This window comes from Paenibacillus sp. LS1, assembly GCF_026013365.1.
Taxonomy (GTDB): Bacteria; Bacillota; Bacilli; order Paenibacillales; family Paenibacillaceae; genus Paenibacillus.
Window position 1 is genome coordinate 861719 of the sequence record NZ_JAPDOE010000001.1, and the last position, 21860, is coordinate 883578.

Here is a 21860-nt window from a genome sequence, read left to right on the forward strand (position 1 = left end):
CTCTCAGCCGTATTCATTTATCTTAGCACAAATTACCGTTCCACTTAAATATCGGCGTGAAACGGTAATCCGGCCAGCATCAACTATATTATTGCTTGTTTTCTTTATAGGCTTTGTACGTGTCATTGGCCAGCTTAAGATAATTGGTTAGCCCCTGACTGTCCAGCTCTTTGGCAAACGTATCGAATTCAGACAAGTTCCGTTCACCCAATATAAATTTAAGTGTATTCTGGTCAGAGTAGTCTTTCAGTGGTGTACTCAGAAGTGTCACCCGTTCACGGTCCTCGGAGGAGTATGGAATTGGTGGTTCTGCCGGGATAACTTCCTTGGTATCCTTCATATCTTGCTGGAATTTCAACTCTTCTTCACTAAACATCGATTGCAGCAGATCTGTGGTACCCCCATAGGCAAATACACCACCAGAGAAGCCATAGTCAATACGCAGATCCTTCGTACCTTTTGGATTCAAGCCATTGTAATTCACGTCTTCTACCAATTTACGTGTTCCGCCCTCTTTAGTGAATGTTTCGCCTTCTACGCCCCACTTGGCAAACTCTTGACCTTCATCACTGTAATATAACCAATCAACAAATTGCATAATGGCTTTGAAATTTTCACTCTTTTGAATTTTCCCAGATATCATAACACCGTTTTCAAGTCTGGACCCTGACATCAGTTGGCCTTTTGGCCCACCTGGTACTGTAATCTTCGCAACCGAGAATTTACCCTCTCCGAGCGTTTTGTTCATATCATTTCGGTGCAATACAACGGTCTGGGAATTACCATTAATCATGAATGATTTGCCGGATACAAATTTCTGTACAGCCTGATCATCATCCTGTGTAAAACTTTCCTTATCGAGCAGCCCTTCGGATACCAACTTGTTAAAATACGTTAGCATCTCTTTGTATTCTGGTGTTGTAGCCGTGTACACAAATTGATCTTGATCTTCCTTATACGTCAATCCGTTACCAAAACCCCATCCACCCTTGGTACCAAAGCCAGTAGCAGCGATGTTCAACGTACTATTGAATTGGAATCGGTCCGAAAATGGAATGGAATCGGGATAGATCTCTTTCAGTTTTTTGGCTGCATCATACAATTCGTCCCATGTGGTCGGGATAGCGATGTTATTTTCCTCAAAGACATCCGTTCTTACAAGCAGCGTATAATCCGGCCATACTTCTTCATGCAGACCTGGAAGTACATAGTACTTTCCATCTTCCTGTCGAAGTCCTTCGAGTTCATCTTCCAAACCCCATTTCTCCACTTTATCCTTGAAGTTCGGCATCAAATCAATATAATCGCTAATCGGCAAGATCGCACCGGAAGATACAAATGCAGACTCTTCACCTGGATAGGTTTTAGGAATAACCAGTGGTGCATCACCAGAGCTAATCAACAGAGATCTCTTCTGAGAATAATCGCTCATCGGTACAATCGTTGGCTCAAGCGTAACACCCGTCAGTTCGGTAATTTTATCAAAAAGCAACCAGTCTTTTTTATATGGATAACTAGGTTGATCACTATAAAGTATGGAGAGATTAAACGGCTCAGTCGCCTTGAATGTATCTCCTACATTGTACGTCTCCATTGCAGCGTTGGTCTGAACCTCTGTAACGTCACCTCCAGCACCAGTACCGCTACTACATGCAGCCAGAACGACGGTCATCATTGTTGCCAAAACCATTTTACCGACAAACTTACGTGGCTTTTGATTCATTTAGGTTATCCCCCTGAATTTGGTTTAGGTTGACCTTGCCTTAGAACTTTCTAAGCTACCTTTAAAAGTTAATCATGTGAATCATTCTGTCTGCTAAGCATTACTGTTTAACAGACCCCAACATGATACCGGTTACAAAGTATCTTTGCACAAATGGATAGATGGTGAGTATCGGCAAGATGGTTAATACCATCGTTACTGACTTAATATTGGCAGCAATCTGTGTCAGGTTATCAGCTGAGGTTGCACCGGCAGACGCCCCGCTGGTCGCTCCAGCAATCATATTGCGCAAATAAATGGTGACCGGGAACAGTTCTTTTTTATCCAAATACAGAAAGGCTGGGAACCAGGAGTTCCAATGACCTACTGCGTAGAACAGTACCATGGTTGCCATAACGGCTTTACTCAGCGGCAAGATAATGCGTAACAAGATTCCGTAGGTATTCAACCCATCAATGGAGGCGGCTTCCTCCAGTTCCTCAGGCATATTTTCAAAAAATGACTTCATGATCAGCATGTTGTATATGCTAATTGCGCCAGGAACAACAAGCGCCCACATGGTGTTATTGAATCCAAGGGAATTAATCAACACATAGTTTGGGATCAATCCACCACTGAAGAACATCGTGAACACGGCGAACATTGTCAAAAACTTACGACCCATCAACCTCTTTTTGGATAAGGCATAGGCGAAAATAGTCGTCATAAACATCGAAATCAACGTACCTACCACGGTGTAAATAATCGTATTTTTATAATTGGTCCAGAACATACTGTCACGTGAGATGGTCTTGTATGTCTCCACATTAAATCCTCTTGGGAACAAACTTACCTTGCCCGAGTTGATATAGGATTCACTGCTAAAGGATTGTGCCACGACATTTAAGAATGGATAGAGCGTTATAAATACAACAAACAGCAGAAAGATGACATTGAATACTTTAAATACCTTGTAAGATCTGGATTCCTGCATGGTGCTCCTCCTTTACCATAAGCTTCTTTGTGTCAGTCTGCGTGAAATGGCATTTACGGAGAACACCAGAATCAGACCGATCAGCGATTCGAACAAGCCAATTGCGGTAGCATAACTGAAGTTACTGGATTCCAGTCCGACCCGATACAGGTAAGTGGAGATCACATCCGATGTCTCGTAGATAAGCGGATTGTACAAGAGCAAGATTTTTTCAAATCCAACAGCCAGGAAATTACCCATGTTCAAAATCAACAACGTCACAATCGTTGGCAAGATTCCTGGAATCGTTACGTGAATCGTTTGCTTCCAGCGGTTGGCACCATCAATACGTGCAGCTTCATACAAAGAATCATCAATGGTTGTCAGTGCGGCGAGATACAGTATCGCTCCCCAACCCATACCCTGCCATACCTCTGACGTGATGTAGATTGTTCTGAACCACTCAGCCCGCTGCATAAAAGGTATATTGTCTCCGGTGAAAAAAGCCACCAGTCCATTAATGGAACCATTCACTGCTGTCAACTGCAGGATCATACCCGCAACGATAACGATGGACAGAAAGTGAGGCAGATAAGACGCGGTTTGTACAAACTTTTTGAATCGTTTACTCTTCACTTCGTTAAGCATCAAGGCAAAAATGATGGGAACCGGGAATGTAAAGAGCAACGCGAGTCCGCCCAACATCAGCGTATTACCAAATACTCTCCAGAAGGTTGGGTCCTCGATGAACATTTTGAAGTACCTTAATCCAACCCATGTTTCTCCAAATATACTGCCCCCCGGAACAAAACGTCTGAACGCAATCACATTACCAATCATCGGTCCATATTTAAAAATAATGAGGTAGATGATGGGAAGGATTAATAGTGAATACAGCTGCCAGTCTTTGCGGAACAAGGTTGCTGCGGTTCGTAATCTGCTCTCTTTACGTAAAGATGTCATGGTTAGTGTTGTTTTAGCGGTTTCCGACTCCATGTGATTTCACTCCGATCCAGGACTTGATAGGTAAAGACGAATTCATGTACAACTCCCATCGCTTCTTCTTTTTGTAGAAGACAACCAATCCCTCAACTTCACCCCCACTGCGAAATAGATGATAGCCAAATGTAAGCGATGTCATTTTGATGTGTTATGTAGAATCACACAATTCAAAGTGCTTCACATCATTCATTAGCACTTAAGAGGTGGTGTGATCTCCAAATCAAAAGAAGGTGTTCAAAAGTAGGTGAAGCGCTTACAATATGTTGGAAATAATAAGCAACAACTCATGCTTCCATTCAAATGAAGTAAGTCAAAAGAAATTGCTCTAGGACAATCTAAATACTAGTCATACTAGTATGTTAGTTATATTCTAATCCAGCTTCCCCCTAATTTCAATAACTTTTAGCAAATAAAATTGATATCTCATTTAACAAGGTAAATTAGCCAACCTGCCCAAATAAAAAAACATTGGCAACTTCACGAACGATATCATCGTTCATTGAAGCTTCCAATGTTTCAGGGTGCTGAGGAAAGATGTTATAGCTGATCTGCTCAGGAATTAGCAATAAGCTGATCCAGTTCAGATAAATGCGTTATTTCATGGTCAGGCGCATACGTTTCATTGTTGGTCTTATGCTCACGGTTAATCCATACGGATTGGATGCCAGATGATAAAGCCCCACGAATATCAGTCGTCAACTTGTCTCCAACCATCATGCTCTCTTCAGGTTTAACATCCAGTTTACTCAAAGCATGTTCAAATATGGATGGATCCGGTTTTCCTTTTCCAAAGTTACCCGAGATAATAATCTCATCAAAGAAAGGAGTCAATTCAGGCACACCGTCCAACTTCTCTTGTTGCAAAGCAGGACAACCGTTTGTTAACAACAAAAGTTTGTAATTTCCTTGCAACTTACGCAAGGTATCCATCGTTTCTTCGTACACATGGGGTCTGGATCTCCGTTCTACTCCAAACTGCGAGGCAAGCTGTTCAGCAAGATCTTCCCGATCTACACCCAACTTCAACAAGCCACGACGCCAGGATTCTTTACGGTAAACTGGAGCAAGCTGTTCCAACTGACGAAACTCAGGTTGATCCCCACCAGTAAAGTTAGCCCAAAGGCCTTCAAACGGATTGATTCCAATCATTTTAGTAAAAGGAAAGGTTTCATATGATTCATACAGTCCACGTGCCTCATTACGAACAGCTTCTTCAAGTTCTTCTGGTTTAATCCCTGTCTCTTGCGCTGCGATTAGACAAGTCTCATGAAAAGCTTCTCGAACACTACGCTCATCCCATAATAAAGTATCATCTAGGTCGAACAAAATCGCTTTTAACGCCATTCCGATCATCTACCCCTTTATGCAATAATTACTTTTCGACGGTTTCCACGGTGATCTGGTGTGCTTTTGCAAATTTCAGCAAACGTTCTGCAATCGCATCTGTATCGTAACGGTTCAATAACTTGGTAAACACCCATCTTTTCCCGCGACTGTTATGTTCGATAACAACTGTACCTGGTTCAATTCTGAATTTAACGATATCGTCAACCCCGATTGAACGTTCACGATTACCCTTCGTCGTTATAATCCGATTACTGCTAATCTTGATGTATGGACGGCGAAGCATGAAGATGACTGCCAAAAATACGTAAAGCAGCATGGTCACCCAGTCCCAAGTTGTCATTGGAGCTTGTACAAGAAATGTGCTCATAAACAGATACAAAAAGGCGAGACCGATCAAAAATATAGGGAACAACAGGCTGCGTCCTTTAAAAACTTCTTCACCTGGTGTACCTGTAATTGGTTGACCACTTTTTTTGCGTTGCTGATTTAACTGCTTGGAATTTTTCTTAACCGTTCTCTCGAACGAACGCGACATGAGAATCCCCCTTATGTGTCTTTGTATCGGCTTACATAACTGTAAACCAACATTTCCCCCTATAAATTGCACACTCAAAATAACAGGAAGAAACCTAAATATCATAAATGATATCATTAGGTTTCGTTAGTGTTTGAGTTTGCCTTGGTGGCCTTTGTCATTCTCATCATCAACAATCTCAATGGTATCCAGTTGCTGTCTGAAATTGCTGCGAATATTACTCAAATAAATCTCTCTTAGCTCGGCACGTTCAGCAAGTTCTTCCTCCGACAAACCAGAGGACTTTTGCTTACGAGCCAATTCGTTAATGCGTGCTACCAGACTATCTATATCCAAGCTTGTCCCCTCCAAAAATACAAAGTCATATTAACTTTGCCATGATAAAGGCAGCTTGTCAAGCTGACACGCACTAACACGCATTGATGTGCATTTTATTCTGCAAATTGCGGTAGAGCTAATACTTGTCCCACTTGGATCGAAGTCGTCTGAAGTTGATTCACTTTCTTAATTGCTTCTATATAAATACGTGTATCCATATTCGTCGGTTTATGTTCCAAAGAAATACTCCATAATGTTTCCCCTTGTGAAACGGCTATCTCTCCTCCGGGAAGAACATCATTTTCATTGCCAGCAAATACAGTTAAAACGGTGCTGCATCCAATAAATATAATTAAAGAGGTAATTGCAATCTTTAACATCCATGAAGAAATTTTAAAACGCGCTAAAACCTTCTTGTAGTTCCCTATGTTAGACTTCACCAGTTCCGAATTCATCGGTTCATAAATGCTTTGATAAGTAGAATATCTCATTAAATACCCGCCTCCAAACGTTTGTTCCTATCTGTTGGAATCAATATAACACGAACACTTGTTTTGTTCAATAGGTTTTTAGAACAATTGTTCGCTTCTTTTTTCGAAGGAGAAATATCTGAATTGAAGTCTTTTTGCAAAGCATTTGCAGTATTATACTCCGACTTTTGGACAAATTCTGTTCTGAAAGTTAAAAAACACTGATTTTATGCCATTTTATTTAGAACTTATGTTTGTACGAACGGAGGTTCTATGTTATAATTTTCCCAAACGTTACTAAAATGGGGTTGATACGGTATGTCGAAGATATCCAGCAGGCAGCAGGCTATTCTGGAGTTTATACGAAATGAAGTCCGGTTGAAGGGGTATCCTCCTTCCGTACGGGAAATTGGTGAAGCGGTTGGACTGGCTTCCAGCTCAACAGTGCATGGACATTTGGATCGTTTGGAGAAAAAAGGGTTGATCCGACGTGACCCTACCAAGCCAAGAGCTATTGAGCTTTTGAGCCAGGAAGAATCTGAGCACTCTCATCAATTTGCTCATAGCGTTGCACGTATTCCTGTCGTTGGTAAGGTTACAGCGGGTGTTCCAATCACTGCAACCGAGAACATTGAAGACTACTTCCCTCTTCCTACGCATTATGTAGGCGAACAGAAAGTGTTCATGCTTTCGGTAGTCGGAGATAGTATGGTGGAAGCTGGAATCGTTAACGGAGATTATGTTATTGTCCGTCAACAGCAGACTGCTGATAACGGTGATATCGTCGTTGCAATGACTGAAGACGATGAAGCTACAGTGAAAACGTTCTATAAAGAGAAAGATCATATTCGCCTTCAACCGGAGAATGCGACCTTCGAACCTTTACGTTTGAAACACGTTAGTATTCTGGGTAAAGTCATTGGCCTTTTCCGAGATATTCATTAATATTTAACATGAGTAACAAAACTAGATGTAATGCAATAAATACGAAAAGAGGTTGTCCTGATGAACAGGACAACCTCTTTTTTCATGTTTATGTTGTTTTATCGGCTAATTATTCACTGCGTTTCAGAACACTTTTGTGATGGGAAAATACATCAAAGCTCTGTTGTCCATGATATGAGCCCATACCGCTCTCTCCTACACCACCAAACGGGAGATAGTGTGAAGTCATATGAGAAAGGGTGTCATTAATACATCCCCCACCGAAGGACACTTGATTTAGAACCTGTTCCTGCAGTTGCTCATCCTGTGTGAAGAGATATAGCGCCAATGGTTTTGGACGACGAACAATCTCATCCAGCATCGGGTTGAGGTCATTGTACGTAAATACAGGAAGAATCGGACCGAATATCTCTTCTTGCATGACAGGTGATTCCCAGTTCACATTTCCAAGCACAGTCGGCTCAATAAGCAATTGCTCACGCACAGAACGTCCACCTATGAGCGTTGTACCATCTGTGAGGAATTTCGACAACCGATCGAAGTTACGCGCGTTGACAATATGCGGGAAATCAGCGTTCTGGAGCACATCATCTCCAAATTTATCTTTGATCTCTGCGCCAATCAGATCGATCAGTTCATCATGAACTTGTTCATGCACAAGCAAGTAATCTGGAGCAACGCAAGTTTGACCTGCATTCAGGAACTTACCACGAACAATACGTTGGGCTACCAGCTTCAGATCTGCATCAATATGGACAATAGCAGGACTTTTACCGCCCAATTCAAGAGTTACAGGAGTCAGGTGCTCTGCAGCTGCCTTCATAACAATGCGGCCAACACCAGTACTGCCTGTGAAGAAAATATAATCAAACTTCTCTTTCAACAATGCTGTGCTAGCCTCGACTTCCCCTTCCATAACGGCAATATACTCCTGTGGGAAGATCTCCTGAATCAGATCAAACGTCAGACGAGACACGGCTGGTGTTAATTCAGATGGCTTGATAACTGCACAGTTACCGGCTGCAATTGCTCCAATCAGTGGACCGAAGGCCAGTTGGAAAGGATAGTTCCAAGGTGCAATAATAAGCGCCACTCCGTATGGTTCAGGGTAAATGGTGCTCACCCCATCCGGCATAGCCGAATTCGTTGGGACTTGTTTTGGTGCAGCCCATTCCTGCAAATGCTCTAATGCAAAATCCAGTTCACCCAGCACAATGCGAATCTCGGAACCGTAAGCTTCTGCCTCAGATTTGTTCAAATCTGCCCGAAGTGCTTCTTGAATCCGTTGCTGATACTTTTCGATTCCTTTTCTAAGCTGTTGAAGCGCATTAATCCGATACTCGATATTTTTAGTTTGACCTGTATAAAAAAATGTACGTTGTTCTGTCACTAGTTGTTTTGCTTGATCCATATTAACATCTCCAATTAATTATTTAAAATTAAATTGCTCAAAATTTAATTATAGTATACCTCTTCTATATGAAACTTTCAACATACAAATGAAACATTGATTTTCATGTAATTTGAAGTTGGGGTAGTCGTATGACGATTATTCTACATCACAGAGATGAATGACTCGGAGAGATCACGAATGTTCAGTCGTTGTTTAGTCCACTCAAACTTTATAAGAACAACTGAGATGCGTAAAGACAAGGTAAAACAAGAAGTTAGTAGTTCACGATCATCTAGGACAAACTGACTGACTGATACAATGACCTTGGTTAAGGTTTCTGAGAGGCTATCCAAATCTGGTTGTGACTCCAATGTACTAGCTTTTCCACATCCACTCATTTACATAGAAAAATATACTTAGGTCTGATAGACTATACAAAGAATACATATATTGGAGGAATCATCTTGAAAAAAGCATTACTTTTGTTGTCAGCCTTAATGTTGACGATAGCAATAACAGCATGTGGAAGTGAGACAGAAAAAAAAGCCGGTACAGCGCCTGTGAAATCAAATGAAACAGAATTAGCAGGAACGCCTGTGCCTGAAGTAGAAGACACTGAGCAAACAAAAGAAGAAACTAAGCAAGAAGAAGTAGCAGAACCAGTTGAAGCAATCGAATATGAATTTGATGGTTTAAAAATATCGGAAGTGTCCGTCAAAGATGATAATGGGATGTGGTCTTTAACAGCCTCTATTGAAAATACTGATAAAGAATTCGAAGTTGCTTTGCTCAAGGTGACCATTAACGACAAAGGAGGAAAACAAATCGGTACAGCAGACGGTACGGTTGACTTCTTGGGAAAAGGTGAAAGCAAAACGGTTGAGTTTTACTCAATGGATGATCTTACGGGTTACGATTCTTTCAAATTCCAGATCGACAATAAAATGTGATGAAGATCGGATTACGAAGCCCAGCCTGAAAGAGCGTTGTAAGCAAGCTTAAACCAATACCAATAAGTCATCATTCATCAAACTATATTCGATATTAATAAGAAAATCAAAAGTCATATTAAATGAAAATAAGGCCCTTTCAGCTAAGTGCTGATAAGGCCTTATTCTATTTCTAGACGCTTGGAAATATATTAGTTGTAAAAATTACGTGCATTTAGCGATATAGTAGAACTCATAGTTGTTTTGGATTACAATGTAAATTACTCTGAAGAATTTCTTTGATTGATCTTGTCAAAAACTATTTTTGACCATTTATTTCGCTTACAAAGAAAAATATTTTGTGGGCACTTTGGTTTTTCATTAAGAATATAGGCACTTGCCCACAAAAAGAAAAACCCCTCAGCGCTAGAGCGCCAAGGGATTGAGCTATTAGTACAACGTAATATATTGATCGCGTTCCCATTGGTGGACTTGTGTGCGATACATATCCCACTCAATTTCTTTCAGCTCATAGAAGTGAGCCAAGGCGTGGTCACCGAGAGCATCACAGATTACTTCGCTGCGGATCAATTCATTCAATGCTTCTTTCAGGTCAGCTGGCAAGCTTGGAATGCCTTCTTCCACACGCTCTTCTTCTGACATGATGTAGATGTTACGGTCAATTGGAGCTGGTAAGGAAAGCTCACGTTTGATTCCGTCCAGACCTGCTTTCAACAAAACAGACAAAGCCAGGTAAGGGTTAGCAGCCGGATCCGGGTTACGAACCTCAACACGTGTACTCAGACCACGGGAAGCTGGAATACGGATCATTGGGCTACGGTTACTAGCAGACCATGCTACATAACAAGGCGCTTCGTAACCTGGTACAAGACGTTTGTATGAGTTCACAGTTGGGTTAGTAATTGCTGCAAACGCACGCGCATGCTTCAGAGTTCCAGCCATGAAGTGACGTGCAGTTTTGCTCAGACCCAGCTCGTCCGACTCGTCAACGAATGCGTTCACATTGCCTTGGAACAAGGATTGGTTACAGTGCATACCGGAACCGTTCATACCAAACAGCGGTTTCGGCATAAAGGTAGCATGTAGACCATGCTGACGTGCAATCGTTTTAACAACGAGCTTGAACGTTTGGATCTGGTCTGCTGCTTTCAGAGCATCAGCATATTTAAAGTCGATTTCATGCTGACCTGGAGCTACCTCATGGTGGGAAGCTTCGATCTCAAAGCCCATTTCTTCAAGTGTGATAACGATGTCACGACGACAGTTTTCACCAAGATCCGTAGGTGCAAGGTCGAAATATCCACCTTGGTCATTCAGTTCGTTAGTCGGGTTTCCTTTTTCGTCTGTTTTGAACAAGAAGAACTCTGGTTCAGGACCAACGTTGAAAGAAGTGAATCCCATTTCTTCCGCTTCCTTCAGGTTACGTTTCAAGATGCCACGTGGATCTCCTGGGAACGGATTACCATCTGGAAGATACACGTCACAAATCAGACGAGCAACACGGTTTTCTGCTACCCATGGGAAAATAAGCCAAGAATCTAGATCTGGATAGAGGTACATGTCGGACTCTTCAATACGCACATAACCTTCAATGGAAGATCCATCGAACATCATTTTGTTATCCAGAGCCTTAGTCAACTGGCTCACAGGAATCTCAACGTTTTTGATAGCTCCAAGCAAATCAGTAAATTGCAATCGAATGAATCGTACGTTTTCTTCTTTCGAAATGCGGAGAATGTCTTCTTTTGTATAACTCACTATAACCTCTCCCTTTCTTATCTGCGTATTTGGCTTGCCTGTTATATTTGTACATTAGAAAGTTCCACGGGTCAAGGAGTCTGCCATCACAAGTGCATGATTTCCCCTCACTCGCCAAGTTATGCGAACTTACTTTTTATTAAAGAATCGGGAAAGCTCTCCCTGAATGAGAGATACTTGTCCAGGTCTCTTACCTGATACAAGCTGCTGCTTCAGCAAGCGGTGCAACTGCGTATCGGATAGCTCTCTGCGTTTGACTTCAGTATCTGGCGTGATAACTGTAGCTTCCTCGGATTCTTTCGAAACAGGATTCATCACTTGTTTGATCCCCGCGATGTTAACTCCTTTTTCAATCAAAGCCTTGATCTCTAGCAATCTCTCTACGTCATTAAAAGAGAACAAACGCTGATTACCTGACGTTCTCGCAGGAACAATCAAGCTGTGTTGCTCATAATAACGAATCTGCCTTGCGGACAGATCCGTAAGTTTCATTACAATACCAATCGGGAATAAGGCCATATTTCTGCGAATTTCATCACCCATGTTCATCAACCTTCCAGTCATCTATTCTTCTCCCTATTGTACATTTAGTTGTTACCAAGTGTCAATGACGTGTTAGATAAACTCACAATAATTTACGATCTTTCATCGTCTGTAACGCCATTAAAACGCCATATTTAACATGAGAGTACGTTAATCCGCCTTGCATATACCCGATATACGGCTCCCGAATAGGCGCATCGGCTGACAATTCCAGACTTCCGCCCTGAATAAACGTACCTGCCGCCATAATGACAGGATGCTCATAACCAGGCATGTCCCATGGTTCAGGAACCACGTGGCTATCTACAGCGGCTGCACGCTGGATTCCTTGAACGAAGGCGATCAGATGCTCAGCAGAGCTGAACTGAACAGCCTGGATCAGATCTGTACGGACTTCATTCCAGGCGGGTTTGGTTACAAATCCAGATTCAGCAAACATCGCAGCAGCAAACGTACTTCCTTTGATAGCTTGTCCTACAATTGTCGGAGCCATGTAAAGTCCTTGGTAGATGCCGCGTGTTGTCCCCAGCATCGCTCCCACTTCTCCCCCAATTCCCGGGGCTGTCAGACGATAAGCTGCCAGCTGTACGTACTGTTCCTTCCCACATATGTATCCACCGGTTTCCGCAATGCCTCCACCAGGATTCTTGATCAGTGACCCGGCCATCAGATCAACTCCGACTTCTGTCGGTTCACGTTCCTCCGTGAATTCACCGTAACAATTATCCACGAATACGATAACATCTTCCTTCAGCGCTTTAACACGCGTAACCATCTCAGCGATCTCAGCAACGCAGAAGGAGGAGCGCCAGTCATATCCACGTGAACGTTGAATCCCAATGACTTTTGTAGCCGGTGTCATGCTTTTCTCAACTGCTGCCCAGTCCACTCCACCTTCAGCAGTTAAGGCCGTCTCACGGTAACCGATGCCAAAATCACGTAACGAACCTGTACCATCGCCTGGTTTGCCAATAACTTTATGCAATGTGTCATAAGGCTTACCCGTGATGTACAATAATTCGTCACCTGGGCGCAACACGCCAAAGAGAGCCGTACTAATCGTATGTGTACCTGAAGCAAAATGAGGACGTACCAACGCGGCTTCCGCGCCGAAAACATCAGCATATACTTCATCAAGCACTTCACGCCCACGATCGTTATACGCATAACCTGTTGAACCTGCAAAGTGAAAATCGCTTACTTTTCGCTGTTGGAAAGCATTAATGACCTTCCATTGATTGTGATCTGTGATCCGATCAATCTGTTGCAGTTGTCCTTCAATCTGACGCTCCACTTGATGTTGAAGTTCAGATATTTCTGAATCAAAGCTTACCATCTTACTTCATTCCCCTTCATAGCACGAATCTGACATTACATATCTATTATCGTGTCAACTTATCACACAAATATGTCATGAATATTACAATTCAATGAAATCTTCAAGCATATGACCAAATTTCTCATATTCACCTTTTTGTAATTCCACTTCATAAATGACATCATTCTCTTCAAAGCTGGTATCCACTACATCACCAATTTTGTAGAGTACTGACGTAAGATCACCACGTTCTGCCGGAATTCGGAAGCGTTTCGTGTCACCTGTCAGCTCTGTCTGAATCAATTCACGGATTTTAAGCAGATCGTCCGAGTCCAATGCGCTTACTTTAATATGGTCTTTATCCAATGGAAGCATCTCAAGCTGTTCAGGTGTACATGCATCTTTTTTGTTATAAAGCACTAACTGTGGCTTGTCCCCTGAACCAAGTTCTTGCAGAATCGTATTAACAGTTCGCATCTGATCTTCACGCATAGCCGATGAGGCATCCACAACATGCAGGATCAGATCTGCTTCATTTACTTCCTCAAGCGTTGCACGGAATGCTGCAATCAGATCATGCGGGAGGTTTTGGATAAATCCTACTGTGTCGGTAAGTACGATTTCTTTTCCACTTGGAAGGTCCATCGTACGCGATGTTGGATCAAGAGTAGCGAATAACTGATCTTGAATATACACATCTGCAGCAGTCAACTGCTTGAGTAAGGTTGATTTGCCTGCATTCGTATAACCAACAAGGGCCACCTGAACAATACCCGTCTTTTTACGACGTTCACGATGCAACTTACGATGACGTGTCAATTCTTCCAGATGACGTTTCAGATCATCGATGCGACCACGGATGTGACGACGGTCCGTCTCAAGCTTACTTTCACCTGGGCCTCTTGTTCCGATTCCGCCCCCGAGTCTGGACAGATTCTTGCCATGACCCGACAACCGTGGCAGCAAGTAACTATGCTGAGCCAATTCCACTTGAATAATACCTTCTCTAGTGTTGGCACGTTGTGCGAAAATGTCCAAAATTAATTGGGTACGGTCAATAATTTTAAGATCCAGTGTCTCTTCCAGATTACGAACCTGAGCACCTGACAATTCCTGATCAAAAATAGCTGTAGTTGCTCCGAGTTCCTCCGCGATCACACGGAGTTCTTCCACCTTACCTTTACCAATAAACCATTTGGTATCACGTTTTTCCCTGTTCTGAGAAAGTACACTCAGCACTTCCACTCCAGCTGTCTCGGCAAGTTTCACCAGTTCCTCTAAAGAGTACTCCGGATTGATGCCTGAACGTTTTACATCATCCGTAACAAGACTCACCAAGACGGCGCGATCTTTTTTGACCATATCTGTATCATGTGTACCATTTGTCATGTATATGTTCACTCCCTCTAATTACTAATCCTTTGAAATACATTGCCATGAATATGCCATAGCATGCCTTAAGCCGAACCGGTTGGCCCGGCCGGCTGGTGTAAAAACTATATTATCGCTTACTTTCGCTCAAAGTTCAAATCCTCTGTACGGATTGTCATCAGCTCCAGTTTTCCTGGACTGCCTTCCGTATATTGTTCCAACAATCGAACCGCCTGATGCCTGATCGAACGCTCAATGGCATTACGAACGTATCTGGCGTTACTGAACGCATGCAGCGAATCATTTTTTTCCTGAAGCAGATGTTGCTTCAACTTGAGTATGGTCTGTGGCATTAGAATATAATCACGCTCTTTGGCCATAATCTCAGAGATTTGAATCAACTGATCAATGCTATAGTCTGGAAACTCTACCTGAATGGGAAAGCGGGATGGTAGCCCCGGATTCGTCTGGAGAAAAAAATCAATCTCTTCCGAATATCCAGCCAATATGAGGATGAATTGGTTTTTATTATCTTCCATGGACTTTACAAGCGTATCAATTGCTTCCTTGCCAAAATCTTTCTCACCACCGCGGGCCAAACTATATGCTTCATCAATGAACAAGATCCCACCGAGTGCCTTCTTAACCAGATCTCTTGTTTTCTGCGCCGTGTGACCGATATATTCTCCAACCAGATCGGCACGCTCTACTTCAATAAGATGTCCTTTACTCAACACACCCATCTTTTGAAAAAGTTTGGCAACAATTCTGGCTACGGTCGTCTTGCCGGTCCCCGGATTTCCTTTGAAAATCATATGATACACGTGCGCGCCACTAAGTAAGCCTGCTTCGGTACGCATTTGAGCAATCTGTAGGAAAGCATAGATTTCAAATACCAAGTCTTTGATATTTTCAAGTCCAACCAATTGCTCCAATTCACCCTGTATCTCCTGGAAGTGCGCATGTTTGGTTAAACTCTTAGCCGCCTGTACTGCAGCTGCTTCGTCTTTGACCAACATCTGAGGTTCCTGGTTACGCAATACAATATTGATTTGTCTGGATGGTCTGCCTCCCGGTTGCTCTCCTGCAGCCATGACCCGTCCGTTCATTCGCCATCACCTCTATTTTATCGGGCTGAACTCTCCTGATTATTAATGTATTCTATCAGGTGCTCCAATATTAGAAGTATCATGAAGAATTCTGCAGCTAGATACATGACTTAAATCTGAATGTTTTTCCGAAACTCTCCGTTCTCAAACAAACTCTGCCTGTGCTTCAGGGATAACTGAAAGTACGGGAATACATGTGCATCAATGGCATGCAGCAGTTCCTTTGCCGTCTTGTTCGCCAAATCATAGTCACCTGTCGTAATATGCTTCCGTGAAAGTGCATCTTCAAGCTCATCTTCATCCAGCAAAAATACTTCTCCATCTTTCAACACAACGACATCCAGATACAGGTCATCAAACCAAGGAACACCCTGATCGGTTATCCCCTGACTACGGCATGTATCAATGTACCATTCCACAATCCGTTCCTGATCGTCAAACATCGCTGTAACTACAAAGTGCTCTCCCTTCGGATAGTATTGCAGCCAGGAATAGCCTTTATCTGCGATACAGAAGGTACTGCCTCCATATGTTTTCCACAAAGGTTCTTTCAAATCCTGTATGGTGTACAACGTAATATATCCTGTGAAAATTTTGGATTGAACGAACCGGCATGTGAATTGTCGGTTCGTAATCCGGCGCCAGTTCGCGCGGTCCCCGAATTTCCGTTTCATACGAACCCCTCTTTGCCGACTACAGGCCCGTGACCTGCTCTCATATTGGTGAACAATGTAATAACGTCCGCATGATGGCTTCCAGCGCTCTGGACCCGCCTTGCACAACGTATTACGAATAGTTACAGCTTACCATATTTAAGGTATACACTCAAAATCAAGCTTTGTCCCACCTATTCATTAAATGAGCTTCTATTACAGATGGTTCCGTAACACACAAAAAAACTGCTTCACCGGTTTTCCGGGAAGCAGTTTTTTTTCAATGTAGCTATTTACTGATTCAATGGCTTAGCCGCCGGTTCCAGCTTGAGAATCTGCAGGTGTATCTGTTCCTCCAGTATCCCCACTCGTTCCGCTGTCCGGAGGAGTTACAACTTCCCCAGGCGTCGTTACGGACCCATCCTCGGAACCTTGACCGGTACCGCCTGGATCTGTCGTCCCCTGACCAGGTGGGGTCGTATTTCCTTCCCCAGGTTGACCGTTTCCGCCATTATTACCATTGTTGCTATTGTTTCCGTTATTACCATTACCATTACCGTTACCGTTATTACCGTTCGAGTTGCCATTATCCGGTGAACCATTATCCGGATTCTCTGTACCTGGCTGCTCAGGGTCTATCTCTGTTCCAGGGTCTATGCCAGGATCAGGTTCCTCCGGTGGCACTTCCTGCGCTTCAATCATCAGTGAAATGGTGTTGGAAGGATCCGTCTCCAGTCCTGATGCCGAGTCGTAGGCTGTCACATAGTACTCATAGGTCAGACCAGGCAACGCACTTAAATCTTGCGCATTAGTCGCGCCTACTGCATCTATGAGATGAGTGAACTGGGCTTCGGAGGTTTCTTTACGATACACCCGATATTGTGTGCTTCCGTCACCTGTTCCAGTCCAACTCAGTGAGACGGTTTGAGCAGATGGATCATATGATCCACTCAGACCACTAACGGACAGAGCTGGCTGTTCTGGTTCTTCTACTGGCGGAGGTGCTTGCCCTCCAGCCGGTGTTTTGAATTGCTTCACAGGAACGCCTTTCATCGCATCTCCCATGACTTTGGCAAAGAAAGCTGCCGACAGCTTACTGCTGTTCTTAAGCATATGATTCGCATCAGGATTGTCATACCCCATCCAGACTGCGGCAGTCCATTCTGGTGTATATCCAACGAACCATACATCACGGTTGGCACTGTTGCCAGAGATGCCACTTTGAACAGTTCCTGTTTTACCCGCTACCGGACGATCCAGACGTGCTGAACGTCCCGTACCGTCATTAACAACGTTCTGTAGCATCTGTGTAAGCTGATACGCATTTTGCTCACTCATGACACGCGTTGTGTCCGAGTTATCATGTTTGTACGTAGTTTTGCCTGCGCTATCCTTAATTTCCTTAATGGAATAGGCTGCTCGGTATTCTCCAAGGTTAGCAAATGCACTATAGGCTTGCGCCATTTCCAGTGTATTTGTACCTTTACTTAGACCACCAAGGGCAATCGCCAGGTTTTTGTCTTCATCCGTAAGTTGTATGCCTACACTCTTGGCAAAATTAATGCCTGTGTTAACGCCTATTTTATCAAGTAGCCAAACCGCAGGAATATTTTCCGACTTCGTAATGGCTTCCGTCATACTGATGGTTGAAGAATATCCATGCAAGTTACCAGGACAATAGTTACCAAAACATTGCTTCGCATTACTCAGCGAGGAGTTGGCACTGTAATTTCCTGATTCTAGAGCCGGTGCATAAGACACAATCGGTTTAAAAGCTGAACCCGGTTGTCTTCGACTCTGCGTTACACGGCTATAGCCTTTAGTTTGATAATCCCGTCCGCCCAGGAGGGCAACGAGGCTACCATTCTCATGGTTCATGATAACCATGGAGCCTTGAACCTGTTGATCATCTTTGCTTGCCTCGAACAGACTATCATCTGTGAAGGCAGTTTCCATGGCTGTTTGAGCCTGAGCATCCATGGTTGTGTAGATTTTGTATCCGCCGATATTCAGATCATCTTCCGTTTTGCCAGTTACACGTTCAGCTTCACGGAGCACATAATCAATAAAGGCTTGATATTTCTGATCTTTTTCTGGTCGCTTGTAGTTATAGTTAATCTCTTTTGCTTCATCCATCTCCGCCTTGGTAATGTAGCCTTGTTCATACATCAGCTGTAATACCACACCACGGCGTGCTTTAGAGTCGTTTGGATTACTCACCGGATTGTAGGCCGACGGGCCTTTCGGCATAGCTGCCAATGTAGCGATTTGCCATAACTTCAACTGACTCAAATCTTTTTGTCCAAAATAAAATTCAGATGCCGCTTTAATGCCGTAACGCTGATGACCGAAGAAAATTCGGTTCAGATACATCGTCAGGATTTCGTCTTTTGTGTACTTGCGCTCTAGTGCCATTGCAATCGATACTTCTGTTGCCTTCCGGAAGAACGTCTTGTCACGGGACAAGAACATGTTCTTGGCAAGCTGCTGGGTGAGTGTACTACCACCTTCCACCATAGAACGGGCCATGACGTCCTTAACCGCCGCACGCCCAATGGACCAGATATCCACGCCCTGATGATCGTAGAATCGTTTATCCTCCGTCGCAACAAAGGCTTGCTTCAACAGTTCAGGAATATCATCTTCTTTGACGGGTTCCAGCTTCTGAATGGACAGCTCCCCCATTAATTGGCCATTGCGATCATATACTTTTGAAGTTTCATTAATTGTGGTTTTGTCTTTGTTGGCTTTGAGCAGATTTTCGCCACTCACCATAATAAATAAATATCCGCCTAGTGCACAGAATATGGCGATTGCCATTGTGAAAAACAGTGTCCATCCAACGCGTTTACCCGTAATTTTTTTCTTTTTAGAGGTCTTTGGCTTCGCTTTTTTGGGTGACTTGTTATTGTTGTTGCGATTGTTAGACCTCGACAACGGATCGTTTGGCATGTTACCTCCTGACTCCCTTTCGGTTGCATAATTTCTATTCGTCTGTAGGCTCAGGCATATATTAAACATATTTTGCCCGGAATGAAAAGAACAACCCTTTATTCAGGTTGCTCTGTTTCAATACCTATACTTGTAGACGAAATGGTTGGTGAAAAGGTTTCGTAATTTTTTTAAGCTTCGCCGCTGTTATCTTGCTGCATCAGCGATACGCTGCGTTGCGGCGTGAACGTGGAGATGGCATGCTTGTAGACCATTTGCTGGCGTCCGTCGCTGTCAATGACGATCGTAAAATTGTCAAATGCCTTGATCGTCCCGCGGATTTGGAAGCCGTTGGTCAGATAGACCGTAGCAGGAATATTCTCTTTCCGCAGTTGGTTCAAGAACGTATCTTGGATGTTGATGGACTTGTTCATTAGCCGTACCCCCATTGGTTCATTTGAATTCGTGTTCAAGTAATATTCAATATCGCTGAGTAGCTTTCGTGCTATTATATCATGAACAGTTTCATATAATCCACAAAAACCCCTTGTCTGCTATTTTGCACCCATTCTTGGCGTCGTGTACAACTAGAAGACTTATCCATTATACACCGCTTGCCAGATTTGCAAAAGAGGGACAAGATCTTCGTTTTCAAGCATACTCCTTGCTTGTTTAGTGAAGCGTAAATCCCTTCCATCTGTTCTAGTGATAAGCAAAAACCTCTATCTTTTTAAATTTCAAAAGGTAGAGGTTTACATTCGCTGATCTAATCCAGGCATATGAGATCAATACTAAACATTGCTCAAATCAGTTAAATTTTCGTGTAATCAAGTCACTTACCTGATTGTAGTTACCTTCAAAATCTTCGGTATCTGTCATGTCCACCCATTCAATATCCTTCATATGGCGGAACCAGGAAAGCTGACGTTTGGCAAAACGCCGCGTATCTCTCTTCAACCACTCAACCGCAGCTTCCCAACTCACTTCCCCTTGCAGGAACGCCGCAATTTCCTTATATCCTAGCCCTTGCATGGAAATATGACCTCTGGCCACTCCGCGTTCCAACAGGGATTCCACCTCATTCACCAGACCTTGCTCGATCATCAGATCAATCCGCTCTTCCACCCGGGCATACAACTTCTGGCGATCCATTGTCAAACCAACAATAAGAAGGTCATAAGGCGACTCTTTCTTCTGTACTGCCAGCTGATCAGACCACTTCTCGCCTGTGAGGTGATGGATCTCAAGTGCACGTACAATTCGCCGTTGATCATTCGGATGCAGACGATCCGCACTAACCGGATCAACTTCCCTGAGTCGATCATGAAGGGCCTGTGCTCCATGTTGCTCCGCATAGCTAAACTGCTGCTCCCTGAACGCTTCGTCCGAGCCACTATCGGAAAATTGGAAGCCGTAACATACCGATTCCACATACAGACCAGTGCCGCCTACAATAAAAGGCATTTTACCGCGTTCATGGATTTCATTAATCAATCGTGTACAACTCTCCTGAAACTCGGCCACAGAGTACGGATACTCGGGTTCATGGATGTCAATGAGATGATGAGGTACACCCTTCATTTCTTCAGAAGTAATCTTGGCTGTTCCGATATCCATTTCACGATATACCTGCATCGAATCTCCTGAGATAATCTCACAATTGAAAGCTTGGGCAAGCTCGATGCTCATTCTTGTTTTGCCTACTGCTGTTGGTCCAACCAGCACAAGCAGTTTAGGTTTTGGTTTAACTTCCACTTTCAACATTAATCACTCCGTACAGGGTTTTTGCATTCGCCCGATCAAGTATTTCAAATCCGAGCCTGTCAAACTCCGCGCTGCCGCGCTTTTCTTTCATAACAACACGTTTACGGGCAACCCGTCTCGCTTCCATAATGCTCTGTTCGTGCAACGCGTGAGCATTTGCATAATCTCGCAAGGGCTGAATAGCACTTGAATCCATCATCGGTTCACGGAACATGGGGTCAAAATATACGGTATCACAGCTTCGATCCGGCATGGACCGCAGCAACTCAAGATGATCCACATGCCGCAGATCTATGCGCCGGAAAGCCTCATCCACCAAAGGCTGATTGCTCTTATAATGAGACATGCCCTCTAGCAGCAGGGTATAGAGCGGTTGAGAACTTTCACAGGCGATGACTTGTCCACTCTTACCAGCCGCAACCGAAAATACCAGCGCATCTGAACCGAGTCCAGCGGTACAATCAACAATGGTGTCTCCTTCGAGTACCGCACCAGCTTCAAGCATGGGGTCGGCTTCCCCTCTTAGAACACGTTTAGCGCGAACAAATCCCATACTGGGGTGAAACTCAAGCTCCGTTGCATCCTTGCGAAACAGGCGCGCTCTGCCATTGAGCACGACCAGTATTTCGTTGATACCATAATGTTCAATCAGTTTGGGTAAAGACGTTCTATTTCGCGGTACGTAGGTACCTCCAGTCATTTCGGCGAGCTTACGTGCACGCTCCACCTGAGAGGCAATCTCCTTGTCACCGGTTGTAATGTACATAATGTCCCCCTA

20 protein-coding genes are annotated in these 21860 nt (G+C 43.6%); 2 read left to right on the forward strand and 18 right to left on the reverse strand.

Annotated elements, in window-relative coordinates:
• Nucleotides 1–88: 88 nt before the first annotated feature.
• From OM416_RS03545 to OM416_RS03575, 7 genes are all read right to left on the reverse strand, one after another.
• Nucleotides 89–1723, reverse strand: a complete 1635-nt coding sequence (locus OM416_RS03545) for an extracellular solute-binding protein (RefSeq protein ID WP_264927054.1) — start codon at nucleotides 1721–1723, stop codon at nucleotides 89–91.
• Between the two features lie 100 nt (nucleotides 1724–1823).
• The gene (locus tag OM416_RS03550) at nucleotides 1824–2696 is read right to left on the reverse strand and encodes a carbohydrate ABC transporter permease (RefSeq protein ID WP_036613592.1); all 873 of its coding nucleotides are present in this window, start codon (nucleotides 2694–2696) and stop codon (nucleotides 1824–1826) included.
• Nucleotides 2697–2708: 12 nt separating this feature from the next.
• Nucleotides 2709–3638 (reverse strand): ABC transporter permease, encoded by a 930-nt coding sequence (locus OM416_RS03555; protein WP_413775762.1) that lies wholly within the window; start codon nucleotides 3636–3638, stop codon nucleotides 2709–2711.
• A gap of 591 nt (nucleotides 3639–4229) precedes the next feature.
• Complete coding sequence (locus OM416_RS03560) at nucleotides 4230–5021, reverse strand: HAD family hydrolase (RefSeq protein ID WP_264927061.1); 792 nt, start codon at nucleotides 5019–5021, stop codon at nucleotides 4230–4232.
• Nucleotides 5022–5049: 28 nt separating this feature from the next.
• Nucleotides 5050–5559, reverse strand: a complete 510-nt coding sequence (locus tag OM416_RS03565; protein WP_017688037.1) for a hypothetical protein — start codon at nucleotides 5557–5559, stop codon at nucleotides 5050–5052.
• A 126-nt stretch (nucleotides 5560–5685) separates the two neighbouring features.
• Nucleotides 5686–5895: a DUF896 domain-containing protein gene (locus OM416_RS03570; protein ID WP_264927063.1), complete on the reverse strand. Its 210-nt coding sequence runs from the start codon at nucleotides 5893–5895 to the stop codon at nucleotides 5686–5688.
• A gap of 95 nt (nucleotides 5896–5990) precedes the next feature.
• Nucleotides 5991–6368 carry a LysM peptidoglycan-binding domain-containing protein gene (locus OM416_RS03575; protein WP_264927065.1) on the reverse strand — a complete coding sequence of 126 codons (378 nt, stop codon included), beginning with the start codon at nucleotides 6366–6368 and terminating at the stop codon, nucleotides 5991–5993.
• Between the two features lie 297 nt (nucleotides 6369–6665).
• Between OM416_RS03575 and lexA the strand changes: the two genes are divergently transcribed.
• Entirely contained in the window at nucleotides 6666–7292 is a 627-nt protein-coding gene (gene lexA, locus OM416_RS03580; RefSeq protein ID WP_017688034.1) for a transcriptional repressor LexA, read from the forward strand.
• A gap of 109 nt (nucleotides 7293–7401) precedes the next feature.
• On the opposite strand, the gene OM416_RS03585 is transcribed toward lexA, so the two are convergent.
• Nucleotides 7402–8703: an aldehyde dehydrogenase gene (locus OM416_RS03585; RefSeq protein ID WP_264927069.1), complete on the reverse strand. Its 1302-nt coding sequence runs from the start codon at nucleotides 8701–8703 to the stop codon at nucleotides 7402–7404.
• Nucleotides 8704–9149: 446 nt separating this feature from the next.
• On the opposite strand from OM416_RS03585, the gene OM416_RS03590 reads away from it, so the two are divergent.
• Entirely contained in the window at nucleotides 9150–9635 is a 486-nt protein-coding gene (locus tag OM416_RS03590; RefSeq protein ID WP_264927071.1) for a hypothetical protein, read from the forward strand.
• Between the two features lie 429 nt (nucleotides 9636–10064).
• Here the strand turns inward: OM416_RS03590 and glnA are convergent, their stop codons facing one another.
• From glnA to OM416_RS03640, 10 genes are all read right to left on the reverse strand, one after another.
• Nucleotides 10065–11393: a type I glutamate--ammonia ligase gene (glnA, locus tag OM416_RS03595; RefSeq protein ID WP_264927073.1), complete on the reverse strand. Its 1329-nt coding sequence runs from the start codon at nucleotides 11391–11393 to the stop codon at nucleotides 10065–10067.
• Between the two features lie 129 nt (nucleotides 11394–11522).
• Nucleotides 11523–11936, reverse strand: coding sequence for a MerR family transcriptional regulator (locus OM416_RS03600; protein ID WP_056689944.1), 414 nt, complete (start codon nucleotides 11934–11936; stop codon nucleotides 11523–11525).
• A gap of 82 nt (nucleotides 11937–12018) precedes the next feature.
• The gene (locus OM416_RS03605; RefSeq protein WP_264927075.1) at nucleotides 12019–13272 is read right to left on the reverse strand and encodes an aminotransferase class I/II-fold pyridoxal phosphate-dependent enzyme; all 1254 of its coding nucleotides are present in this window, start codon (nucleotides 13270–13272) and stop codon (nucleotides 12019–12021) included.
• An 84-nt stretch (nucleotides 13273–13356) separates the two neighbouring features.
• Nucleotides 13357–14643, reverse strand: coding sequence for a GTPase HflX (hflX, locus tag OM416_RS03610; protein ID WP_264927077.1), 1287 nt, complete (start codon nucleotides 14641–14643; stop codon nucleotides 13357–13359).
• Between the two features lie 119 nt (nucleotides 14644–14762).
• Nucleotides 14763–15734, reverse strand: a complete 972-nt coding sequence (locus tag OM416_RS03615) for an AAA family ATPase (RefSeq protein ID WP_264927079.1) — start codon at nucleotides 15732–15734, stop codon at nucleotides 14763–14765.
• A 110-nt stretch (nucleotides 15735–15844) separates the two neighbouring features.
• Complete coding sequence (locus OM416_RS03620) at nucleotides 15845–16408, reverse strand: DUF402 domain-containing protein (RefSeq protein ID WP_062835000.1); 564 nt, start codon at nucleotides 16406–16408, stop codon at nucleotides 15845–15847.
• A gap of 288 nt (nucleotides 16409–16696) precedes the next feature.
• Nucleotides 16697–19339: a PBP1A family penicillin-binding protein gene (locus OM416_RS03625; RefSeq protein ID WP_264927082.1), complete on the reverse strand. Its 2643-nt coding sequence runs from the start codon at nucleotides 19337–19339 to the stop codon at nucleotides 16697–16699.
• Nucleotides 19340–19509: 170 nt separating this feature from the next.
• The gene (gene hfq / locus OM416_RS03630; protein ID WP_017687918.1) at nucleotides 19510–19752 is read right to left on the reverse strand and encodes an RNA chaperone Hfq; all 243 of its coding nucleotides are present in this window, start codon (nucleotides 19750–19752) and stop codon (nucleotides 19510–19512) included.
• Nucleotides 19753–20125: 373 nt separating this feature from the next.
• Nucleotides 20126–21073 (reverse strand): tRNA (adenosine(37)-N6)-dimethylallyltransferase MiaA, encoded by a 948-nt coding sequence (gene miaA / locus OM416_RS03635; protein ID WP_413775763.1) that lies wholly within the window; start codon nucleotides 21071–21073, stop codon nucleotides 20126–20128.
• Nucleotides 21063–21848 carry a class I SAM-dependent methyltransferase gene (locus OM416_RS03640; protein WP_264927103.1) on the reverse strand — a complete coding sequence of 262 codons (786 nt, stop codon included), beginning with the start codon at nucleotides 21846–21848 and terminating at the stop codon, nucleotides 21063–21065. Before OM416_RS03640 ends, miaA begins: the two co-directional genes overlap by 11 nt.
• Nucleotides 21849–21860 lie beyond the last annotated feature (12 nt).